This window comes from Stenomitos rutilans (assembly GCF_059505485.1).
The window spans coordinates 1-6,260 of the sequence record NZ_JCACKR010000032.1; the positions used below are offsets into that span (position 1 = coordinate 1).

Here is a 6,260-nt window from a genome sequence, read left to right on the forward strand (position 1 = left end):
GCAAGGATTAGAGGGCTATCTTACAGGTTTTTACACGTATCCTGTCGCAATCCCAACTATGGCAGCCACACGCTGCGAAAAACCTGGGGTTATTGGCAACGCCTGGAACGGGGCACGGCGATTCCGCTGTTGATGGAAGCGTTTGGACATGCAGCCCAGCAACAAACGTTGGCGTACTTGGGCATTCAGTCCAATGAGATTGCCACCATCTATGAACTGGAACTGTGAATGGCGTTTGCTTCTACCGAAAACAACTGTTGGCACGGTTGCTATGGAAACGTCACCTTGTCAAACCTGGTACTTTTGTTCATGGCTCATGCTTGACATTTTCAGATTGTTGATATCTGAGAAGCCTCATATCGTCTTTTCACGGTTTGTTGGGCACACTAGAACCGATTGAAGATGAAGTTTTTGTTAAGCCCTAGTGGTACGAGTGCTGGAGACTCATCCGCTTTTGAAACTTCCACGTTTATTTGAGCTATGGGTCGGATCAGCACTCTTTAATAGCAGGTTTCTTTGTGGTTTTAGCTACTTGGTTAGAGGGCATCAGTTGGGCGGTTGGGGTACTGACAGGCATATTTTGCGTCACCATTGGGCAGAAGATTTGGTCATCGCAGTCAAAGCATCTGGCGTGCCAACCAATCCAGCAAAAGCTGCATGAGTCAGATCAGCGTTTTTACAGAGTGCTGGACCAAGCGCCTTATGTAATGCAGCTTTACGCACCCGATGGTACACTCCGCTATACCAATCGATCATGGGAAACTCTTTGGGGTGATTCTCGTGCTGTCTTAGAAGGCTATAACGTACTGCAAGACGTACAGGTGCTTGCTTCTGGTCATTTGCCTTCTTTACAACAGGTCTTTGCTGGAGAAGCTGTAACCTTATCCCCATTCGTTTACAAACTTGCCATTGATGGTGATGTGGGTTGTGCTCGCTGGCTAGAAGGGACTGCTTACCCCGTCAAGACTGATATGGGTGAGGTGCAGGAGGTTGTCTTGGTGATTAAGGACATTACCACACGAATACAGGCCGACCCCGCATTGGAAAGCACCGAAGAACGCTTGCGCTATGTCAACGAAGCACTCGAAACCAAAGTTACAGAGCGCACGGCTGCACTGGCTCAATCCAATGCAATGCTGCAAGCAACGTTGGAATCTACCGCAGAAGGCATTTTGGTTTTAGATCGTCAAGGAAAGGCGGTCAATTTCAATGCCCGCTTTATTGAAATGTGGGGCATGCCTGACTCTGTTTCAGAGGCTTTGAGAAGCGGGCAGGCGGAGGCAATGGTCTTGTTTGCGATCGAGCAACTCAAAGACCCAGAGGCTTTTTTTCAAGTGACTAGCGAGAGGCCGAATCAATTGGAGTGCGAAACCTTTGACCTGCTTGAACTCAAGCATGGGCGAGTGCTTGAATGCTATGCTCGTCCCCAATGGCTGAACGATCGCTGTATCGGTAAAGTATTGAGCTTTCGAGATGCCACCGAGCGCCGACAAGCAGAAGAAGCCTTACACCTGCGATCGCAGCAGACTACAGCGGTAATCGAAATTCAACAAGAGATTGCGGCGCTCAGTCCGAATCTGGATGAAGTCATGGCGCTGATTGTTGAGCGCATTCAGGAACTAACTCACGCCAGTGGCGCTGTGATCGAAATGGTGGAAGGCGATGAGCTTGTCTATCGCGCTGCTAACGGTGTGGCTGCTGCTCAGGTAGGGTTACGGCTCAAGATCGCCACGAGTTTATCAGGGCGATGTGTTGAGACGGGCGAAATTTTATACTGCACCGACACGGAAACCGACCCACGAGTTAATCTTGCGGCTTGTCGTCGCATGGGCATTCGGTCAATGGTTGTTGTTCCTCTGTCGCAGCAAACAGGAAATACGATCGGGGTTCTGAAAGCATTTTCAGCCATGACCGAGGCTTTCACACAACAGAGCATTCAGACGTTACAGCTATTGGCAGGGTTTTTGACCAACACCCTGCGGCTCGCCTCTCAGTTCCAGGTCAAGGAAAATCTCTTAGCGGCACTACAGGCCAGTGAGGAACGCTACGCTTCTGTAATTGCGGCCATGGCAGAGGGAGTGATGTTGCAAAATGCAGACGGGAAAGTCTGTACCAGTAATCCCAGTGCCGAACAAATCTTGGGGTTGTCAGCCGAACAACTTGTGGGGCGATCGTCGCTTGATCTAAATTGGCACACTACTCATGAAGATGGCTCACCGTTTCCTGGCGAACAACACCCAGCAATGGTCACGCTCCGAACAGGCGAACCTTGCCGCAACGTTGTCATGGGAATCTCTAAGCCTGACGGACAACTGACCTGGATTTCGACTAATGCTCAACCCTTGTTTCACCCAGACCAGTCCCAACCCTACGCAGTCGTTACGTCCTTTTCTGATATTACCGAGCGCAGAGAGGCCCAAAAATACGTTCAACTTTTGCAATCTTTGGCACTGGCGGTTGGACAATCTTTAGACTTTAGCTCTGCACTAGAGCAAGTTTTGCGGCTAGTGTGTGAGGCAACCAGGTGGAATTATGGGGAAGCGTGGCTTTTTTGCTCTCAGAGCAATGCTTTGCAGTGTAGTCCAGCTTATTACATCAACCGTGATCAAAAGTTTGACCAGTTACCCCAACTGGATGAATTTAGAGCGATGAGCGAAGCTTTCAGCTTTTCTCCAGGGACTGGAATTCCTGGACGAGTTTGGGCATCTCAACAACCAGAGTGGCGAGAGGATGCGTCACAAGAGTTAAAGCACTACTTTCTGCAACAGTCAATCGTGTTGCAAACCAACATCAAGACAGCAATGGGAATTCCGGTTGTTGTTGATGGGCAATTATTAGCGGTACTGGTCTTCTTCAAGTTTGTAGCGGTTAGGGAAGACGCGCAGCTGCTAAAAAGCTTAGCAGTCATCGCTGCTCAACTGGGTGCAGTGTTGCAACGCAAGCAGATAGAGGCGGCCCTACGTCATAGTGAAGCGCACAACCGCGCTATTTTGCAGGCGATTCCAGATTTGTTGTTGTGGTTGAGACGAGATGGCTTTTGTTTAGAATGCATTTTACCCAAGGGGTCTCATGCCGAAAGTTTTTTGCCGATTTGTCAGAATATAGCTGAAGTGCTGCCACCAGAGTTATTGCAACGCCAACTGCAAGGCATTGAACAGGCAATTACGACAGGTGAACTACAAGTTCGGGAACATTCCTTCATTAAACAAGGCAAGTTAGTTTATGAAGAAGTACGCATAGCGGCCATTAATGACAACGAAGCACTGGTGATCGTGCGGGATATCAGCGATCGTAAACAAACAGAAGCGAACTTGCGCGAGAGTCAGCAACAGCTAAGCTTGGCGTTTGAAGGCTCTGGAGATGGCTTGTGGGATTGGAACATTGCCACTTCAGAGGTTTATTTCAGTCCGCATTGGTTGAAGATGCTGGGTTATGCAGAGGGCGATTTAGCAGGCAGCGTAGAGACCTGGAAAGAGTTGCTTCACCCTGAAGATCAACCTTGGGTCGTTGACTGCCTAAACGCCCATCTCAACGACCCGACCATTCCCTATCGGTTTGAGTATCGAGTGCTGACAAAGTCCGGTGAATGGAAATGGATCGGCAATTACGGCAAGGTTGTTGCGCGAGGTGAGGCCGATCAACCGACCCGTATGGTTGGTGTACATCGAGACGTGAACGATCGCAAACAGGCAGAACTCGCTCTACAACACAGTAGCGAGATTCGCTACCGCGCCATCGTTGAAGACCAAACTGAACTGATTTCTCGATGTTTACCAGATGGCACCATCACCTTTGTCAATCAAGCCTACGCGCTTTACTTTGGACGATCGTCAGAAGCGCTGATTGGCAGTTGCTATCAACCTCTGATCTTTGAGGCAGACCGAGAGCGAGTGGCTCAGCTCATAGCTTCTATGAATGCTGATAACCCGGTCCTTGTCATTGAAAACCGAGTGCTTGTAGACGGTGAAGTGCGTTGGACTCTATGGCACAACCGGATGCTGTTTGATGAACACGGGCAATTCATCGAGTTCCAATCGGTAGGGCGGGATATTACTGACTTAAAGGAAACGGAAGCAAGGCTCTTTCACGAGAAAGAACTGGCTCAGGTCACCTTGCGATCGATTGGCGATGCTGTCATCACCACAGATAGAGTAGGCAGAATTGAATACCTCAATCCAATCGCAGAAGCGTTGACCGGATGGACTCAAGCCGAAGCCCAGGGCATGCCGCTCGCCGAAGTTTTCCGCATTGTGCATGAAAGCACGCGAGAACCAGTGCCAAGCCCGATTGAAGCAGCGTTACGAGACAATCAAATTGTGGCGTTGGCAAACCACACGGTCTTAATTGCGCGGCATGGTCAGGAGTTAGCAATTGAAGATTCAGCCGCGCCTATCCACGATCGAGAAGGACAGACGATTGGTGCGGTCATGGTCTTTCATGATGTGACTCAGACGCGGACGCTTGCCCGTCAGATCACTTGGCAGGCTAGTCATGATGCTTTAACCGGATTAGTGAATCGGCGGGAGTTTGAGCGGCGGGTTGAGCAAGCGTTGCTGCTTGCTCAGGCAGACCACCAGGTGCACGCCTTGTGCTACCTCGATCTCGATCGCTTCAAGATTGTGAATGATACCTGTGGTCATGTGGCTGGAGACGAATTGCTGCGTCAAGTTACCACCTTGTTGCAGGAGAAAACTCGTAAAGCCGATACGCTGGCACGGTTAGGCGGTGACGAATTTGGTCTGTTGCTCAATCAATGCACGCCAGAGCAGGCCTTACGAGTTGCCAATGCACTACGTGAGTGTGTGCAAGCGTTTCGGTTTGTCTGGCAAGAGCAGGTCTTTACCATTGGAGTCAGTATTGGCTTGATTAGCATCGATGCCGAGAGCGAGAGCCTTGCAGAGATTATCAGTGCCGCTGACGCTGCCTGTTATACTGCAAAGCACCGGGGACGCAATCGGGTGTATGTGGCTCAGGCAGATGATCAGGAGCGCTTGCAGCAGCGTGGAGAGATGCAGTGGGTCAGCCGCATTACTCAAGCGTTAGAAAGCGATCACTTTTGCCTCTACGCACAACCAATTGCCGCCATTACCCCGGTGGCTCAAAACGGCGACCATAATGGCGACCACTATGAAGTGTTGCTGCGGCTCCGCGATGAGCAAGGAAATTTAGTGCCGCCGATGGCGTTTATTCCTGCGGCAGAACGCTATAACCTGATGCACTTAATTGATCGTTGGGTCGTGCGGACGCTGTTTGAAACTTGGCCCACGATCGTGGATGATGACCGAAGCATCTATGCCATCAATCTGTCTGGCTCCAGCATCAACGATGACCAGTTCATTGACTTTCTGCATGAGCAGTTTGCCCTCCACCCAATTTCACCCCAGCGTGTTTGCTTTGAGATTACCGAAACCGTGGCGATCGCCAACCTGACAAAAGCCAGCCAGTTCATCCAGGAACTTCAAGGACTGGGCTGCCGCTTTGCATTGGACGATTTTGGGGCGGGGATGTCGTCGTTTGCCTATCTCAAATCTCTACCAGTGGATTACCTCAAAATTGATGGGAGCTTTATTCGCAATATCGTTGAGAACTCTGTCGATGACGCCATTGTGTCAGCCATTACGCATATTGGAGCTGTCATGGGCATTCGGACGATCGCTGAGTTTGTAGAAAATGACGCGATTTTAGAGCGGATTCGGGCACTAGGGATTGATTATGCTCAGGGCTACGGCATTGCCAGACCACAACCGTTGATCGCCCGTTGACATTCTGCAAGAGGTAGAAGGTACATTCTCCGTCAAGACGAGACACTTTCGCCAGATTGGTACAAACGTCTCAAAACTCATGAGTGCAAAGTAGTTTTGATACCAATTTGAATTGAAAATGCGACACATCCTGTAGGGGCAAGGCATTGCCTTGCCCCTACCCACCGATTGATCTGTAGCCGTCATTCTTTAAATCGGTATGAGACGTTGCTTTTGAGGTGAGTTTTGAGACGAAAGCCGATTTTGTCGTCAAGGCTCGATCGCTTGTTTATTATGCCTATGGGGACCGTTTAATACCAACTTGAAAAAAGGGAGTGACAAATGGGAGACTGAGTTCTACCGGGTGGAGAGAAATAGCAATGGTCGGTGTTACTCGCATCAAAATCCAAGAGACAGTAGCCGAACTGAAAGCGCTGATTCAACAGCAATCAGAGGCGAATCTAAAAGAGCGGTTACAAGTGTTGTATTTGCTGCAATTACCCAAAGCGATGAGCATCA

Annotated in this window: 2 protein-coding genes; both read left to right on the forward strand. The window is 49.8% G+C overall.

The window, feature by feature from the left end; translation table 11 throughout:
- Nucleotides 1–228 (forward strand): hypothetical protein (locus AC5JLP_RS04970; protein WP_496066806.1); only part of this gene is annotated, 228 nt, incomplete at its 5' end.
- Nucleotides 229–518: 290 nt separating this feature from the next.
- A complete protein-coding gene (locus tag AC5JLP_RS04975) occupies nucleotides 519–5,762 on the forward strand; it encodes a PAS domain S-box protein (RefSeq protein WP_496066807.1) in 5,244 nt (1,747 codons plus the stop codon).
- Nucleotides 5,763–6,260 lie beyond the last annotated feature (498 nt).